The sequence below is a fragment of the Streptomyces sp. PT12 genome, from assembly GCF_003311645.1.
GTDB lineage: Bacteria > Actinomycetota > Actinomycetes > Streptomycetales > Streptomycetaceae > Streptomyces.
On record NZ_QEST01000181.1, the window covers coordinates 1 to 15,018 of the forward strand.

At 72.3% G+C, this 15,018-nt stretch carries 15 protein-coding genes; 7 read left to right on the top strand and 8 right to left on the bottom strand.

Annotated features, from left to right (window positions below):
* Nucleotides 1–132: 132 nt before the first annotated feature.
* The gene (locus tag DEH69_RS19940) at nt 133–2,721 is read right to left on the bottom strand and encodes a glycoside hydrolase family 9 protein (RefSeq protein ID WP_258534811.1); all 2,589 of its coding nucleotides are present in this window, start codon (nt 2,719–2,721) and stop codon (nt 133–135) included.
* A gap of 387 nt (nt 2,722–3,108) precedes the next feature.
* Between DEH69_RS19940 and DEH69_RS19945 the strand changes: the two genes are divergently transcribed.
* Entirely contained in the window at nt 3,109–4,026 is a 918-nt protein-coding gene (locus tag DEH69_RS19945) for an alpha/beta fold hydrolase (protein ID WP_258534809.1), read from the top strand.
* Between the two features lie 94 nt (nt 4,027–4,120).
* Complete coding sequence (locus DEH69_RS33490; RefSeq protein ID WP_113688354.1) at nt 4,121–4,432, top strand: chaplin; 312 nt, start codon at nt 4,121–4,123, stop codon at nt 4,430–4,432.
* A gap of 589 nt (nt 4,433–5,021) precedes the next feature.
* Here the strand turns inward: DEH69_RS33490 and DEH69_RS19955 are convergent.
* Complete coding sequence (locus DEH69_RS19955) at nt 5,022–5,693, bottom strand: helix-turn-helix domain-containing protein (protein ID WP_258534810.1); 672 nt, start codon at nt 5,691–5,693, stop codon at nt 5,022–5,024.
* Between the two features lie 399 nt (nt 5,694–6,092).
* On the opposite strand from DEH69_RS19955, the gene DEH69_RS19965 reads away from it, so the two are divergent.
* The 4 genes from DEH69_RS19965 to DEH69_RS19980 all read left to right on the top strand — a co-directional run bounded on the left by DEH69_RS19965 (nt 6,093) and on the right by DEH69_RS19980 (nt 10,155).
* Complete coding sequence (locus DEH69_RS19965) at nt 6,093–6,308, top strand: SCO4225 family membrane protein (protein WP_309302880.1); 216 nt, start codon at nt 6,093–6,095, stop codon at nt 6,306–6,308.
* A 312-nt stretch (nt 6,309–6,620) separates the two neighbouring features.
* On the top strand, nt 6,621–7,700 hold the full coding sequence (locus tag DEH69_RS19970) for a protein kinase family protein (RefSeq protein WP_113688365.1): 1,080 nt from the start codon (nt 6,621–6,623) through the stop codon (nt 7,698–7,700).
* 312 nt (nt 7,701–8,012) lie between these two features.
* Nucleotides 8,013–8,549 (top strand): hypothetical protein, encoded by a 537-nt coding sequence (locus DEH69_RS31640; RefSeq protein ID WP_181727515.1) that lies wholly within the window; start codon nt 8,013–8,015, stop codon nt 8,547–8,549.
* A gap of 391 nt (nt 8,550–8,940) precedes the next feature.
* Complete coding sequence (locus tag DEH69_RS19980) at nt 8,941–10,155, top strand: NlpC/P60 family protein (protein ID WP_113688357.1); 1,215 nt, start codon at nt 8,941–8,943, stop codon at nt 10,153–10,155.
* A 27-nt stretch (nt 10,156–10,182) separates the two neighbouring features.
* Here the strand turns inward: DEH69_RS19980 and DEH69_RS19985 are convergent, their stop codons facing one another.
* The 5 genes from DEH69_RS19985 to DEH69_RS20005 all read right to left on the bottom strand — a co-directional run bounded on the left by DEH69_RS19985 (nt 10,183) and on the right by DEH69_RS20005 (nt 13,129).
* A complete protein-coding gene (locus DEH69_RS19985) occupies nt 10,183–10,512 on the bottom strand; it encodes a multidrug efflux SMR transporter (RefSeq protein WP_113688358.1) in 330 nt (109 codons plus the stop codon).
* Entirely contained in the window at nt 10,509–10,904 is a 396-nt protein-coding gene (locus DEH69_RS19990; RefSeq protein ID WP_113688359.1) for a multidrug efflux SMR transporter, read from the bottom strand. The genes DEH69_RS19985 and DEH69_RS19990 overlap by 4 nt, the downstream gene beginning before the upstream one ends.
* The gene (locus DEH69_RS19995; protein WP_113688360.1) at nt 10,901–11,449 is read right to left on the bottom strand and encodes a TetR/AcrR family transcriptional regulator; all 549 of its coding nucleotides are present in this window, start codon (nt 11,447–11,449) and stop codon (nt 10,901–10,903) included. Before DEH69_RS19995 ends, DEH69_RS19990 begins: the two co-directional genes overlap by 4 nt.
* Before the next feature lie 75 nt (nt 11,450–11,524).
* Nucleotides 11,525–12,337, bottom strand: a complete 813-nt coding sequence (locus DEH69_RS20000; RefSeq protein ID WP_113688361.1) for an alpha/beta fold hydrolase — start codon at nt 12,335–12,337, stop codon at nt 11,525–11,527.
* 96 nt (nt 12,338–12,433) lie between these two features.
* Nucleotides 12,434–13,129 (bottom strand): nucleotidyltransferase domain-containing protein, encoded by a 696-nt coding sequence (locus DEH69_RS20005; protein ID WP_309302882.1) that lies wholly within the window; start codon nt 13,127–13,129, stop codon nt 12,434–12,436.
* Between the two features lie 229 nt (nt 13,130–13,358).
* Between DEH69_RS20005 and DEH69_RS20010 the strand changes: the two genes are divergently transcribed.
* Nucleotides 13,359–14,327 (top strand): SDR family NAD(P)-dependent oxidoreductase, encoded by a 969-nt coding sequence (locus DEH69_RS20010; RefSeq protein WP_113688362.1) that lies wholly within the window; start codon nt 13,359–13,361, stop codon nt 14,325–14,327.
* 272 nt (nt 14,328–14,599) lie between these two features.
* On the opposite strand, the gene DEH69_RS20015 is transcribed toward DEH69_RS20010, so the two are convergent.
* Complete coding sequence (locus DEH69_RS20015; RefSeq protein ID WP_147255717.1) at nt 14,600–14,881, bottom strand: hypothetical protein; 282 nt, start codon at nt 14,879–14,881, stop codon at nt 14,600–14,602.
* Nucleotides 14,882–15,018 lie beyond the last annotated feature (137 nt).

Genomic DNA, 15,018 nt, shown 5'->3' on the forward strand with positions numbered 1-15,018 from the left:
ATGCCGGGCCCGGAGGCCAGGAGCCCCGTTTCAGGGCCACGAAAAAGGTAACGGGGCGGCCTGGGGGACCCCGGCGCCCCTTGGGCCGTCCCGCCCGGAGGGCGGGGGCGGGACGGCCGGTGCGGGGGGCGGTCAGCCGATGTCGCAGGCGCCGCCGTTCAACGTGAACGCGTCAGGATCCGCGGCCGACCCCGAGGCCGTGCCCTGGAAGCCGAATGTCACCGAGCCGCCGGGCGGCACCGCGCGGTTCCACGCCGTGGGCCGCGCGACCACGTCCTGGCCGCTCTGGGTGACCGAGGCGTTCCACGCGTTGGTGATCCGCTGGCTGCCGTCGAACGACCACGACAGCTCCCATGGGCTGATCGGGGTCTCGCCCGTGTTGCCGACGCGCACCTCGGACGTGAAGCCGCCGTTCCACCGGTGCGAGGTGTACGACACCTCGCACACCGAGGGCTCGCCGGTGCCTGGGCCATCGCCGCCGCCCGCGCCCAGGTCGTCGACGTAGGACGCGAGCCACGCCAGCGGGGCGTTCCAGTTGATCGTGACCTCGTTGGTCGCGTACGACTCGATGTGGTCGACGTAGCACATCGCCGGGGCGCAGCCCTCGAGCAGGTCCGCGGCGATCGGATCCTCGAGGTTGACGTTGGGGCCGCCGGCCACCGAGCCCGCGGGCGGGTTGGGCAGCGAGGCGTCGAGCTGGTTCGCCCAGTGCCTGTGGTGCTGGTTCCGCGCGTGGCGCTCGCCGTAGCCGGTGACATAGGAGAGGTTCAGCGGGTTCTGGCCCAGCAGGTAGTTCAGCCCGCTGAGCACGCCGTCCCGGTAGGCGGTCTCACCGGTCAGGTCGTGGGCGGTGGCCAGCACGACCATGTTGTTCATGACCTGGCTGTTGGAGCCCCACACATAGTTCTCGTCCGGCAGCGGAACGCCGTAGGCGCCCGCCGCGACCGTCGCGTTGATCCCGTCGGCCGCCTCGGTGACCAGCCCTCTGAACTCCGCGCGCCGCGCGTCGCTCAGCCCGCTGTCCACCGTGGCCAGGCTCAGCGCGCCGAGCGCCGCCGTCGAGCCCCAGCCGAAGCCGCTGGGCGGGAAGATCGCCTCCGCGTCGCCGTGCAGCTCCGAGCCCGTCACATCCGCCAGATAGGCGTCGTCGCCCGTCGTGATGTACAGCTCGGCGGCCGCCCAGTAGAACTCGTCGGTGACGTCGTTGTCGCTGTACGCGCCGCCGCCCGTGCCGTCCAGCGGGTCCGCGTAGCGGTCGGGGTTGGCCAGCGCCGCCTCGTACGCCGTGGTCGCCGCGGCGAGCAGCTCGGCCGCGTAGTCCGCGTCGTACGGCTCGAACAGCCGCGCGCCCTGCGCCGCTGCCGCCGCCAGGTTGAGCGTCGCCGCCGTGGACGGCGGGTGCAGCTCGCGCGGCTGGGAGTCCTCGTGCGGCAGCAGCGGAAGCCCGGTCCACTGCGCGTCGTGCAGCTTGTGGTGCGCCATGCCCGCCAGCTCCTCGCCCGCGGGGACCTGCATCGCCGTCAGGAAGTCCAGCTGCCAGCGGGCCTCGTCGAGGATGTCGGGAACGCCGTTGCCCTGCTCGGGAACGGCGAGCGCGCCGTCGCCCAGCTCGTCGCCGCCCGCGCCCTCGGTGGTCAGCGTGCGCTCGTAGTTCGAGAGGACCTGCGCCGCGGCGATCCCGCCGTTGACGACGTACTTGCCGTGGTCGCCCGCGTCGTACCAGCCGCCCGCCGCGTCCAGGGTGTAGTCGCACGGGTCCTGGGCCCAGCAGGTGACGCCGTCGTCGCCCTGGTTGGGCGCGACGTTGACATGCCCGGCCGGGCGCGCGTACTCCTCGCCCACCAGGTCGGCGTCGATCTCGATGCCGCTGCGGTTGTGGTAGAAGTACGCCAACGCGTCGCTTCGCAACGTGTCGTACAGCTCGCCGCCGATCGCGAACGGTTCGCTTGTTTCGCTGTCGATCGTGACCGTATAGCCCTCGCCCTCGGTCGTCACCTCGCTGAAGTCGAAGGTGTGAACGTTCTCGGCGGAGATCGGGTCCACACCCCGCGGCTCGGTGGTGCCGCTGGCGACCTCGGCGCCCGCCGCGTCGTTGAGCGTCCAGGGCAGCGCCTCGGTGGCCTCGGTGACCAACGTCCCCGCCTTGGGGCCCTCGGTGAGATAGCCAACCTGGTTGACGCGGACCGGGGAGCCGGTGTCCGGCTCATAGACAGGCGGCTCGGCGCCCCCGGTCAGGGACACGTCGTCGAGACAGAAGGTGACGGGATCGTCGCCCCCGCCCACCTGGAACACCAGCTGCGCTGCCTCGTGGTCGGTGCTCGCGGTGAAGACGTGGGTGAACGTCTCGGCCGTCCCTGAGACCGGATCGGCCGACGAGTGCTCGGAGACCCAGGGGTCGACCGCCTGCTGGACGTAGGTGCGCACGGTCAACGGCGCGGTCGAGGTGGCCGTGAAGCTCAGCTCGTAGGACTCGCCCTCGGTGAGCGGGATGCCGTCCTGCCCGACGATGGCATCCCACGGGTTGACGGTGCCGCCCGGCACCTCGGAGCACAGGCGGCCCTCGACGTTGGCGCTCGGGGCGTTCTCCGTCGACCACCACGGGTCGGTGCCGGAGGCGAAGTCGCCGTTGACGATGAGGTTGGCGGGCTGGGCGGTGGCGGCGGACGGCGACGAGAGCGAGAGGGCCCCCGCGGCAAGCCCTGCGGCGATGACGGCGCCCACGAGGCGCCTGCCGCGCCGGGCGCGACCTGGCGCGAGGGGTGGAGGGGAAGGACGGTGGGTCACGGCTCGATCCTTCGGACGTCTGGACATGGGCGAGTGGGAGCGCTCCCAGAGCATCGTGGGCGGATGGCAGGACCCCGTCAAGACCTGGGGAGCGGCGGGCGCGTGGCCGGGACCGCGGCGCGGCGGTGTCGCGCCCTGCCGGGGCGCCTCGCCTCGCCCCCGGTGGAACGAACGTCTCGCGGTGGGTGACGGGGCGCCGCCGAATGGGCGTCTGCGGGGCCAGATCCCCGCCCGCGTCTGCGACGCTGCGTCTTCTGCCACCACCAGCGGGAGCGGCCCATGTCTGTGCGATCCGTCGCGTGCCGAGACGCAGTCGACGCACCGTTGTCCGGCGCGAGTGAGGTGCCGTGCGCGCCTGTTGACCGCGGCCTGGGCATCGAGGGGTTCCGTTACTCGTGCCGAGTCGTCGCCCAACCCGCCGCCCGCGTCCGCCCTGTGGTGATCCTCGGCGGCTCGGAGCAGGACAAGTCCTCCTGGGCGCCGCAGACCAAGCTTCTGTCGTCGCTTGGCACCGTTGTCACGGTCGACCTTCCCGGCTATGGCGACGCGGACTTCCTCCCGGCCCGCCACGGCATCGACTTCCTCGCGCGGGCCGTCGCCCACATGCTGGGCGAGCTGCGCCTCGAACGCGTCAACCTGGTGGGCGTCTGCTACGGCGGCATGGTGGCGCTGCGCTTCGCGCAGCGGTATCCGCGCTTCCTTGACCGCCTGGCGCTGGTCGGCACCCGGTTGACGATTCCCGCGGCGTTCGCGGAGATGGCGCGGCGGTTCGAGGAGTTGCGCGCCCTGGGGGAGAACGAACGCATCGCGGCGATCATGGTCGAAACCTTTATGTCGCCGCCGGGGCTCGGCAGGGTCCGCAGGCGCGCGGCCGTCTCCCGGCTGCTGTACCGGCAGTTCTTGAGGCGCGCCACGCAGGAGGCGGAGGCGGCCGTCGAGAACATCGCCCGCCTGCTCGGCCACGACGTCTACCGCCCGCTGCCCGTGCCTGACGTTCCGGTGCTCGCGGTGACCGGGGAGTACGACACGCTGTGCGCGCCCGCCACGGTGCGCGAGGTCGCGGGCCTCTTCCCCTCGGCGTCGTTCACCACGCTGAGAGAGGCTGATCACCTGATGCCGCTCGAAAGGCCCGCGGAGTTCGCGGACTTGATCGGGCGCTTCTGCGCGGGGCGGCTCAGGGACGAGCTGCCCTATTGCAACGCCGTGGAGCGGGCCGTCCACAGGCCGCCCCGGCCGGGCTGAATATTGGTCCATCGGGGGGTGATGTGGGCTCCGGGCAGGTGAAGGGGGCCATTTCGATGCGTCGTTCCGCGGGTGGCCACTGGAACCTTCCTGCATGAATCCCACCCACCACAAGAGCAGGAACCTCGCCGCGACGGCGGGCCTCGGCGTCGCGCTGGCCGTGATGTGCGTCGGGCCCGCGGTGGCGAACAGCCATGGCGAGAAGGGCGAGACGGGCAACGGCGGCGAGCCCGGGGCCGCGCACGGCTGCCTCCACAAGGACGACGCCCAGGCCGCGGGCGGGGCCGCGTTCTCACCTGGCCTGGCGTCGGGCAACCTCGTCCAGGTCCCCGTCCAGGTCCCGATCAACCTCTGCGGCAACAGCCTCAACGTGATCGGGTTCGGCAACGCGGTGTTCGGTAACTGAACGCTTTCGCTGCGCTGGCTTCGACCTCGGCCCCCGTCGCCTCCCCAGGCGGCGGGGGCCGAGGTGTCTCGCCTGGTCTGCTGGCCCGCTCTTCCGTCGGCGCCCTCGCGCGGCGCCTCGCGGGGTGAACATACGGCGGGGGTGGGGGTGTCGCTGGGGCCCCGTGAAGAGGGGGTCGGGAGCGATGGCTGGTGCCGAAGGGCCTTCCTAGGGTCGATCACGTCATCGGGGGCACGGCGGTGACGGGGCTCAACTTCCTTGCCGCGGTGTGCCGTTCGTTTCCCAGGAAGGGCGTCGTGATGGGTGGGAGGCTCGGGTCGTCGGTGGCGTTGGCGGTGTGCTGTGCGTTGACCTCGCCTCCCGGTGCTGAGGCACGGAGATTCTCCGTCCGTCCTCGGCTCGTGTGGTGAGCCGAGGACCACGGTGTTTCCTGGTTCCTCCCGACGGGTGCCGGGGTTGTGCGCGCTGCCTGGCTTCTGCCGGGTCTTACGTGTGCTCCGCAGGCGTTTACCGCCGCCGTTACCGGCGTCGGGCCCCTGGTCCGGGGGTGGGTGGTGCTGTCGTTGAGGCCGCGAGGACGCGGCGGCCCTCATAGCGGACGTTGCGTCCGGCGTTCCAGTCCAGGTCGTGGACGGTGCCGCAGGTCGGCTCGCTGCCTGCCCAGGTGCGGACGGTCGGACCGGTCTTTGATCAGCGTCACGCTCGATGGGGCCGAAGGAAGATCACGGGCCCACTTCACCTCAACGTCGCCGATCTTGGGCAGGCGCAGCTTGCCGTCGTCGGTGACCGACCAGCGGTCGGAGCGGGTAAACCGTACGGTCTGCCGGTTGTCCTTGCGGCTCTTACGCTTCGGCGGGGCCACACGCGGTCCGGGCCGCTCGCCGGTCTTGGAGTCCTCATGCGCGGTCCACGCCTTGTCGAAGTCCCCCAAGGTCTGCTGGAGCACGCCGACCGGCACATCCGCGAGAAACGCCCGCTCGGGCGTCTTCTTCGCGGCGGTGATCAGCAACTTGGACAGCTCGGCGTTCTTCGGGATGCCCCAGTACGGGCCTTCGGCGGACCGTTGCCTGGGGTTGCCCAGCAGCTTGTTCGACGCCCTCCGCGGCTTCACGATCGCCAGGGCATCGTTCCAGACCACACGTCGGCTCCCGAACACCCGGCGAGCTCGAAGCATTTGACCGGGCGTCGGGTAGACCCAGAACCGACCGCTCTGACCTGGGGCGAGGTCAACAGTGCGGACCCATGCTCCAATGCGGGTCAAGACAAACCAAAGAAGCCATTCCCTACCGGCCTGAAGGCCGGTACGCCCTTAGATCCGGCTAGATCCCGGTGGCTCGCGGTGTCCACCGACAGTGAGTTGAGCACGGCCGAGAACAGCGGGCACGACATCCACCTCGACGAGCCCGAGGTCGCCGTCGAGGCCATCGAGGACGTCACCGCGCGCGCCGCGGGCTGAGGGCGGCGCCGGTGCCTGGCTGGGCGCCCCCTTCGAGGTGACGGGCCGCATCTGAGGAGGAGTACTCAGGCGGTGGCCGCTCAGGGGCGCGATGGTGGGGTGGACATTCTCGTGGCGACCTCAGGAGGTTCGGCATGGCCGCATCGACGCGTTCCCCCCTCGGCTATCCGGCCGTCGTGGCCGGATGTCGTCGCGTGGGCCGCCGTGGACGCGCTGTTCGTCGCGCACGAGGACGCCAGCCTCGTCGGGGTGTGGGCCTTCGTGGTGACGGCGCCGACCTCGCTGTGGTTCACGTCGCTCTTGGGGCCGCCGCCCTGGGCCGGTGTCGCCGTCGGGGCGCTCGTCCAGGCCGTGTGGCTCGGCGTCGTGTACCGCTGGGCCACCGGCCGCCCCCGCCCCCTGGGCACCGGCAACGCCTGACGCCGGGGACGGTGCGCCCGCGCGATCGCGGACGGCGGCTGGACCGTTTCCGGCTGTGTGCGCCTCACCCGCCGTTCCCGTCATCCGCCGTTCCAGCAGGGGACGTTGGGGCTGAGGGAACGTTGGGGCTGAGGGAACGTCGCGACAACGCCATGAGCGGAGCGGATCGTCTGCTTCGCCTAATGTGAGGAACATGCTCATCGATTCCTCTTGGATGGCCCCCGTCGAAGGGCGGTCGTTGCGCGCGAACGCCGGGCGGCTGCGCGCGCCCGACCTGGATCGCGTGCCCGCGTGGGCGCCGCGGGCGGGTCGATGAGTGGGGCGCCTGAGGGTTCCCGGCTCGCGGCCTATGGCTCGGTCTCCACGGCCCTTTCTTTGCTCGGCGATCGCGCGCTGGGCGAGCGGCTGGACGCGGCCACTCCGGTCGGGGCAGGGATCGGCGGCACGTCGGCGCTGCTCGACGTCGCGGGGACCCCGGTCTTTGTCAAGCGCGTACCGCTCACCGATGTCGAGCTCGAACCGGGGAACGTCAGGTCGACGGCCAACGTGTTCGGGCTCCCGACCTTCTGCCAGTACGGCGTCGGCGGGCCCGGCTTCGGGGCCTGGCGCGAGCTGGCCGTGCACACCATGACGACGAACTGGGTGCTCGCGGGGGCCTATGAGGGATTCCCGCTCATGTACCACTGGCGCGTGCTCCCCGGCTCGTCGCCGCTGCCTGACGAGCTGGCCGACATCGAGCGGGTCGTCGCCTACTGGGGCGGCGGAACACCGGTGCGCCGTCGACTCGAGGCGCTCGAACGGTCGTCGGCGAGCATCGCGCTGTTCATCGAATACCTCCCCGACAACCTCCACCGGTGGCTCGACACCCAGGTCAAGGCGGGCGACGAGGCGGCCGACCTGGCCTGCGCCATGGTGGAACGCGAGCTGCATGCGGGGGTTTCGTTCATGAACGATCGTGGACTTCTGCATTTCGACGCTCATTTCGAGAACATCCTCACGGACGGGCGGCGCCTCTTCTTCGGCGACTTCGGCCTCTCGCTTTCCGACCGTTTCGATCTGTCGCCCGACGAGGCCGACTTCTTCCGCCGCCACCAGACCTACGACCGCTGCTACACGTCGAACCACCTGGTGATCTGGCTGGTCACCGCCCTGTACGGGCTGTGGGGCGAGGAGCGGGCGGCGTTTGTGCGCGCCTGCGCGGAGGGCGAGCGGCCCACGGGAATCCCCGAGGGCGTCGCCGCGATCATCGCCCGCCACGCCCCGGTCGCCACGGGGATGACGGAGTTCCTGCGCGCGCTCCAGCACGACAGCACGCGGACCCCCTACCCCCTGGAGGCGGCACGCCAGGGCCCGAACGGGTTTTCGCTGCCTCGGACGCCAAGAACCATCTGACGCCGACCCGATGCCGACCCGATGCCGACCCGACGCCGACCTGACAGCGACGGCGGCGCGCGCCGTCGCCCTCTCCCGGACTCCGCCGGGGGACCCCCCGGGGCCGACGGGCCCTAAGGGCTGTCCCGCGATCCCCGTCGGGCGCAGGACGCCAGCTACGGCACCTCGCTGCGTCGCCGAATTGCCCAAGTACGCCCAGTACGAGGACCATCCGGCGCCTTGCGATGCACCGCATCTGACGCCGTGCGCTGACCCGACGCGGATTACGGGGCACTTAGGCTGGGCGCGTACACCCATCGACGAGGGGAATCCATGCGTAGGTCAATACGGCTCGCCCTGCCCGCGGTGGCGGCGGTGACGTTGCTGGTCGGCGCCTGTAGCAGCGACGACAGCGACGAAGAGACCACCACCGAGGGGCAGTCCGAGGAGCAGGGTGGCGCCGACGGGGGACAGGAAGGGAGCGAGGGGGGCGAGACCGGCGGCGAGGACGACGCGGCCGGTGGCGGCGACCCCGAGGGCAACTGGCTCACCTCGGCGGGGAACGCGATCAGCATCTACGCCGGTCAGGTCGCCTATGTGGAGGCGGCGTCCGGCGCCGTGTGCAGCGGCACGCTCGAGGGTGACGCGCTCGCCCTGACGTGCGAGCCCGCCGATGCGGCGTGGACCGAGGGCACCGCCGTGGTGGAGGGCGACCAGCTCAACGTCACGTGGGCCGACGGCACCGAGGAGAGCTTCGAGCAACTCACTGGCGAGCTCCCCGACATGCCGGAGATCCCTGAGCTGCCCGACATGCCGGAGATCCCCGAGATCCCCGAGATCCCCGAGGTCCCCGAGATCCCGGATCTGTAAGGGCGTTGGGGGCATCCGCCCCCGCCTCCGGCGCCCCGCGCCGCGTCGGCCCCGCGAGGAGGCGGCCGTCCGGCGCGGGGCGCCTTCGCGCGCCCACCGCTTCGTCGGCCGCCGCGTGCGGCAGGGGGTTCGCGGACGTTGCGAGGAGTGTCGTTCGTCCAACGCCCGTGAGGTGCGGGCCGATCCGTCGGCGCGGGCCGGTCCATCGGCCGGATGCGCCGGTCGCTGCCCGGTCGCATCGGCCCGCACACGTGGCCAAGGTCACGAATAGATTGCGCGCAGATCGCACATCGGCCTTCACAAGACCCCCTTCGAGTGGTTAGCGTGCAGCGCCAGGTGGTGTGCGCCGGGTGGTGCGCGCCCCGGAGCACCCGGAGGAGAGGACACGGCCTTGGCCTCGCACCGCAAGCCGCGCGTCGGCATCCTGGACTCAACGACGGCCCGCCGCGGGGCCGTTGGCGTCGGGGCCCTTGCCCTGGCCTCCGCGACCCTGCTCAGCTCGTCGACCGCGTCGGCCGATGACGAGGACACCCCGGAGATCGAGGAGCAGCGCGACCGCGCCAAGTCGGCGCGCGAGCGGGCCCTCGCGGTGCGCGATGAGGTCGACGCGCTCTACCAGGAGGCGGGCCTGGCCACCCAGGAGTACAACGCCGCCGAGGAGGCCACCGAGGAGCAGCGGGAACGGGCCGACGCCGCGATGGACGAGGCTGCGGCCGCCACCGACCGGGTCAACGACGCGCGCCGCACGCTCGGCGCCTACGCCGCCGCCCAGTACCGCACCGGCGCGGGCGGGATGCCCGACACCGCCGCGCTGCTGCTTGCCGAGGACTTCCGCAGCTTCTTCGCTACCCAGCACGCCCTCGAACGGCTCGGCGACGCCCAGCAGCACGCGCTCGACGACTTCGCCGACCGGGAGGCCGAGGCCGAGGAGCAGCGCGCGGCCGCGACCGCCGAGCTGGCCGAACTCGAGTCGGCCGAGGGCGAGTTGGCGCAAGAGAAGGAACGCGTCCAGGAGAAGCTCGCCGAGGCGCGCACCCTGCTCGACCAGCTGACCACCGAGGAGCAGGCCGAGCTGGACGAGCTGGAGCGCCTGGAGCGCGAGGAGGCCGAACGCCTCGCGGAGCAGGCGCGCCAGGAGCGGGAGGAGCGCGAGGCCCGAGAACGCGCCGAGCGCGAGGCGGAGGAGGCGGAGCGCGAGGAGGCGGCGCGCGAGGAGTCCGACACGCCCCCGCCCTCCGCGGACGGCGGCTCGGAGGCGGGCCAGGCGGACGCGGCGATCGCGTTCGCCGAGGCGCAGCTCGGCAAGCCGTATGTGTGGGGCGCCACCGGGCCCAACTCGTATGACTGCTCCGGGCTCACCCAGGCAGCGTGGCGCGAGGCGGGCGTGGAGATCCCGCGCGTCACGTTCGACCAGGTGACCTTTGGCACCCCGGTCACGCGCGACGCGCTGCGACCCGGTGACCTGGTCTTCTTCTATGACGACATCAGCCACGTCGGCCTCTACGTCGGCAGTGGGACGATGATCCACGCGCCCAGGCCCGGCGATGTCGTGACGTATGACTCGATCGACATCATGCCCTGGCACAGCGCGATCCGCCCGGCGTGAGGCGGCGCCCCTCGCGCCCGTTCGCCCTCAGTGGTGCCCCGCGCCGAGCTCGATGAGCAGGACGCCCGCGGCGATCAGGCCGATGCCGAGGGCCATGACGCGGGTGAGCGGCTCGTTGAACAGGACGCGTGAGGCGATCGCCGTCAGCGCGACGCCTGCGGCGGCCCAGATGCCATAGGCGACGCCGAGCGCGATTCCGGCGTCGAGGGCGAGGGCGAGAAGGGTGAACGCGACCGGGTAGCCGGTGCCCACGGCGACGAACCACCGCCTGCTGCCGCCGGGTTGGGAGGCCATCCGCAGCGACAGGGTGGCGGCGACCTCGCTGAGGATCGCGCCCGCGAGGAGGAGCCAGGTCAAGGTGTCGGTCCTTCCGGACGGGCCTCGCGGGCCTGCGCGGCCTGCGCGGCCTGCGCGGCCTGTGCCGCCTGTGCCGCCTGCGCGCCGAGCTCGACGCACAGGACGCCGCCTATGACGAGCGCGATGCCGAGGCCCATGGTGGCGGTGAGCGCGTCGCCGAAGAGCACGGTCGCCAGCACGGCGGTGAGCGCGACGCCCGACGCGCCCCAGATCCCGTAGGCGACGCCGATGCCCATGCCGGTGCGCAGCAGGAGGCTCAGCGCGACGAACGACGCGAGGTAGCCGACCGCGACGAGCGCGTACCAGGCCGCGTGGTCGAGCGCGGCCCGCAGGGAGAGGGTGGCGGTGACCTCGAAAGCGATCGCCGCGCACAGCAGCAGCCACTTGGTCACGGCGCCGTCTCCTCCCTCAGCAGGTCTTGCGCCACGGCCATGAGGGCGGCGCGGTCCCGCCCGGCGGCGGGGAAGACGCCGGTGGCGGCGGCCGTCCAGTACCCGTCGGCCAGCAGGCGCGCGGCGACGAGCCTGCCGCGCACCGGCTCGGGCAGGTCATCGGGCAGCGCCAGCCAGGGGCCGAGGCGGCGGATCCAGGTCGCGGTGTAGGCGTCGCGGTAGGCGGCGTCGGAGTAGATCGCGAAGTCCGCGCGGTCGAACGACTCGGTGAGCGCCACCTCCACATAGGCGCGGATGCGCTGGAACGGGGAGGCGGCCTCGGCCGGTTGCCCCGCGTGGTCGATCAGGAGCCGTTCCCACTGCGCGGCGGCGTGATCGACAACGGCCAGCATCAGCGCGTCCTTGGTCGGAAAGTGATACATCAGCCCTGGCTTGGTCAGCCCGACGCGCTTGGCCGTCGCCTCCAGGGTGATTGCCCCGCCCGCCTCGGCGCGCAGCAGATCGAGGGCGCCTTCGAGGATGCGGGTCTTGGTGTCGGTTGCCATGGAAATCACTTTACCAACCGGAAGGTAAAGTCCCTGCGAGGGCTTCGCTGCCGCCGCCCCCGTAGGCCGCGCGGTTCAACGATCGAGCGCCGCCAGGAAGTCCAGCAGCGCGGCGTTGAACGCGGCGGGTCGTTCCGCGCCCGGCAGGTGGCCCGCGCGCGGGATCACCGTCAGCGTCGAGCGCGGGATCAGCGCGTGCATCTCCCGCGCCGTCGCCACCGGCGTGAATGTGTCGTCCTCGCCGACCACGATCAGCGTCGGCACCCGCACGGCGGCCAACGTGGCGCGGTGGTCGGGGCGTTGGGCCCGGCCCCGCAGCGCGGCCGCCGCGCCCCTCGGATCGGTGGCGCACATCATGGCCATGACCCGCGCGGCCACCTCGGGCAGCTCGGCGACGTTGTACGGGGTCAGCATCCGGTCGATGACCTCGGCCGCGTAGCCGTCCATGCCCTCGGCGAGCAGCCGGTCGGCCATCGCGTCGCGCGCCCGCCTGCCCTCGTCCGTCTCGGCGGCGAACGACGTGTCCGACAGCACGAGGGCGCGCACGCGCGACGGGTGCCGCAGCTGGATCTCCATGGTGATCTGGCCGCCCATCGACACCCCGCCCACCACGGCCCGTTCGAGCGCCAGCTGGTCGAGCAGGGCGGCGATGTCGTCGGCGAAGTCGGCCAGCAGGACCGTTCCAGGCGTCACCCCGCTCGCGCCGTAGCCGCGCAGGTCCGGCACGATCGCCCGGTACCCGGCGCCCACCAGCGCCTCCACCTGCGGCGCCCACAGCGTCCGGTCGAACGGGTGCCCGTGCACGAGCACGACCGGTGGCCCGTCAGCGGGCCCGAGGTCGTCGTAACGCATCGTGACATCGCGAACGTTCAGGCTGCGGCTGCTCATGAGCCCGACCCTAAGGCGCCACGCGCAGGAGCTCGAGGTCCGTGCCCCAGGCGTCGAGGACCGGGGCGTGGCCCGCCGCGCGTGTGGCGTGTTCGATCATCGCGAACAGTGAACGTTGCGTCGCAGGGTCGCCGTCCGCCGCGATGCGGCGCAGCGTGGGCAGGAGGCGGTCGGCGTGCCAGGCGGGTTCGCGCAGCGGGTGGTGTTCGAGCTCCCAGCGCAGGTACGTGGCGTAGGGCGCGACCCGCCCACGCGGCGCGAACAGCGCCTCGACGGCGAACGGCACGCTCGCCGCCGCGTCCAGGTGCGCCGCGTCGGGGGGCCGTCGCGTTCGTTCTTGAGCGATCGGTAGAGCTGGTTCACATACGCGTCGAGCGAGCGGTCCACCGCCGCCCGCGCTTCTTCGAGGCCAAGCGTTCGCTTGCGTTCGAGAATCGCGGCGATCTCCCCGCCGAGGCGGTCGAGCAGCACGCGCGCCCGCACAGAGGAGTAACGCGCCCAGGCGTCGGGGTGCTCGGCCGAGCCGGTCCCGCGGAACTCGTCGAGCGTCATCACCACCAGATCGAGGTGGCGCGAGCGGAAGCCGTGCGGCGTGGTGAGCGGGGAGGGCGCGCTGTCGCGCACGACCACGATCAGGTCGTGATCGGAGTGGGCCGTCGGCATGCCGTCGTAGACCCGCGAGCCGAAGAGGACGAGCCCCGCGAGCGTCGGCTGCGCGGTGGCGTGGGCGAGAAACGCGTCCAGGGACGCGGGGGGCGGAGAGGGCGTGGCGGGTGAGGAGGCCGTGGTCAAGGGAGCTCCCGGGAAAGGCGTGGAAACGCGGAACGCGCGACGCGCGACGCGGTACCTGGCACGCGGCACCTGGCACACGGGCGACGGCTCTGCGGCCGTCGCGGGGGATCACCTCACGGGGCGACCGTACTCCGGACGGCCGCGCGGCCCAAGCCGTCTTTCCGGTGCGGTCCTAGGGTCGGGAAGGGAGGAGGGGACCAGGCCGCGCGAACCCGTCGAGAGGGCGCCCATGACCCAGGAACCGACCCTTGTCACCACCCCGTTCGACGCCGAGTCCACCGCCCGCGAGGTGGTGGCGGACGTCGACCTCACCGGGCGCCGCGCGATCGTCACGGGCGCGACCTCGGGCATCGGCGTGGAGACCGCCCGCGCGCTGGCCGGGGCGGGCGCCGAGGTGACGCTCGCGGTGCGGGACGTGGGTGCGGCGGTGCGGGTGATCGAGGACATCAGGGCGGCCACGGGCAACGACAGGCTGCGCGCGCTTCCTCTCGACCTCGCCGACCAGGCGTCGGTCGCGGACTTCGTCGGGTCGTGGCGCGAGCCGTTGCACATCCTCGTCAACAACGCGGGCGTGATGATGACGCCGGAGACGCGGACGCCCGAGGGGTGGGAGACGCAGTTCGCGACGAACCACCTCGGCCACTTCGCGCTCGCCACCGGGCTCCACCCCGCGCTGGCGGCGGCGGGCGGCGGCGCGAGCGGCGGGGCGCGGGTCGTCGCGGTTACCTCGGTCGGGCACCTGCGCAGCGGCATCCACTTCGACGACATCCACTTCCGCGACCGGCCCTACGACCCGGAGGCGGCCTATGGGCAGTCGAAGACGGCGAACGTGCTGTTCGCGGTGGAGGCGCAGCGCCGCTGGGCCGACGACGGCATCACGGTCAACGCGGCCCACCCCGGCGCGGTCCTGGAGACGCGCCTGACCAGGCACCTGGGCAAGGAGGCGGCCAACGCGGCGATGCGCAGCGGGAATTACCACGTCAAGTCGCCCGAGCAGGGCGCGGCGACCCCGGTCCTGCTGGGCACATGGCCGCCGCTCGAGGGGGTGGGCGGCCGCTACTTCGAGGACTGCAACGAGGCGCCGCGCCACGAGGACGGCGTGCGGGCGGGCGTCGCGGACCACGCCATCGACCGCGAGGCGGCCGAGCGCCTGTGGCAGGTGTCGACGGCGGAACTCGCGGCGGCCAGCCGGACCTAGGGCCGCGTCAGCCGAGGTTCGCCCCGTCGCGACGCCCGGCACGGCACCTCGCTGCGTTGCCGAATCACCCAGGTGCTCCCTGGGACTTCGTCCGGTAGGTGCCCCCGAGCACGAGGGCGATCCGGCGCCCGATGGGGGCACCCCCAGGGCCCCTGAGGGGCCTAGGGGGGAGCACCGTGGGTCACATCTTCGTAGGGGTGGTTCCGGTCGAGGGCTCTGACCTGGCTTGGTGTGGGCCGCTCGCCCCCGGCGTTCAGCGGGTTCAGCGTCGTCTACCTCTGTTCCCGCGCGGTGGGCTGGCGGCGCGCTGCCGCGTAGCGTCTGGGGCGGGGTGGGAGGAAGCCGGGGAGTTGGGAGATGTGGCGGGCGGCCCACAGGACGGTGAAGCAGCCCATGTGGAACGTCTCGCCTCCGTGGAAGTGCAGCAGCTTGCCGCCGCTGGCGAGTGCGCTCATGTCGCATATGGTGTAGGGCCGTCCGCCGACGACCAGTTGGTCGCCGACCCTGACCGTTGCGGCGGTGATCTCGATCGCGACCATTCCGGTGGGGTTCATCGCGCGGTCACCGCCAGGGTGATGGCGATGACGAGGGCGCAGCCCACGACGACCTGGGCGATGATCTCCGCCCGGGTGGGTGGGGGTGGGCGGAGGGCTGTCTCCCAGAAGGAGCGGGGCCGTAAGCCGGGTGGGTC